At 67.7% G+C, this 1,126-nt stretch carries 1 protein-coding gene; it reads right to left on the reverse strand.

Translation table 11 applies throughout. From position 1 onward, the window contains the following. Positions 1 to 1,088, reverse strand: a 1,088-nt coding sequence (locus ACFY07_RS28550) for an IS630 family transposase (RefSeq protein WP_390872438.1), incomplete at its 3' end; no start/stop codon positions are given. Between the last annotated feature and the right edge of the window lie 38 nt (positions 1,089 to 1,126).

Genomic DNA, 1,126 nt, shown 5'->3' on the forward strand with positions numbered 1-1,126 from the left:
TGTCCTGAGTCAGGAATTCGCTTCAGATATCCGGCGAGGCGTTCGAGGATCTCGTCGGCTGTCCTGGTCCAGACGTAGGGCTTGGGGTCGGTGTTCCAGGTGGCGATCCACTGGCGGATGTCTGCTTCCAGGGCCTGGACGGATTTGTGGACGCCTCGCCGTATCTGCTTGTTCGTCAGTTCGGCGAACCAGCGCTCGACCAGGTTGAGCCAGGACGAGCCGGTGGGGGTGAAGTGCAGATGGAAGCGTGGGTGTGACAGCAGCCAGGTCCTGATGGCGGGGGTCTTGTGGGTGGCGTAGTTGTCCAGGACCAGGTGGACGTCGAGGTCCTCGGGGATCTCCTTGTCGAGCTTGAACAGGAACTTCTTGAACTCCTCGGCGCGGTGCCGGCGGTGCAGGGAGCCGATCACCTTGGCCGTGGCGACCTCCAGGGCGGCGAACAGCGTGGTGGTGCCCGCTCGCACGTAGTCGTGGGTGGCCCGCTCGGGCACCCCGGGCATCATCGGCAGCACGGGCTGGGAGCGGTCCAGTGCCTGGATCTGCGATTTCTCGTCCACGCAGAAGACCAGGGCCCGCTCGGGCGGATCGAGGTAGAGGCCGACCACGTCGTGGACCTTGTCGACGAAGTACGGGTCGGTGGAGAGTTTGAACGTCTCGGAGCGGTGCGGCTGGAGGCCGAACGCCCGCCAGATCCGCGAGACCGTCGACTGCGACAGGCCTGTCTCCTTGGCCATCGACCGCGTCGACCAGTGTGTGGCGCCCTTCGGTGTCCGCTCCAGCGTCCTGGTGATCAGCTCGGCGACCTGCTCGTCGGTGACCGTCCGCGGGCCGCCGGGCCGGGGCATGTCGCCCAGGCCGGCGATCCGGTGCTCGACGAACCTGGCCCGCCACCGGCCAACCGCGTGCGGCGTCGACCCCAGCCGCTCCGCGACGTCCTTGTTCGACGCCCCGCTCGCGCACTCCAGGACGATCCGGCACCGCAGGGCCCACGCCTGCGGCGTGGACCGCCGCCGCACCCACCCCTCCAGGGCGGCCCGCTCCTCGTCCGACAACACCAACTCGGCCTTCGGCCGACCCGTCCGCGCCACAAGCCCAGTCTACATTTATGAACGAAATTCCTGACTCG

The sequence above is a fragment of the Streptomyces sp. NPDC001380 genome (assembly GCF_042895785.1).
In the GTDB taxonomy this organism is placed as follows: Bacteria; Actinomycetota; Actinomycetes; order Streptomycetales; family Streptomycetaceae; genus Peterkaempfera.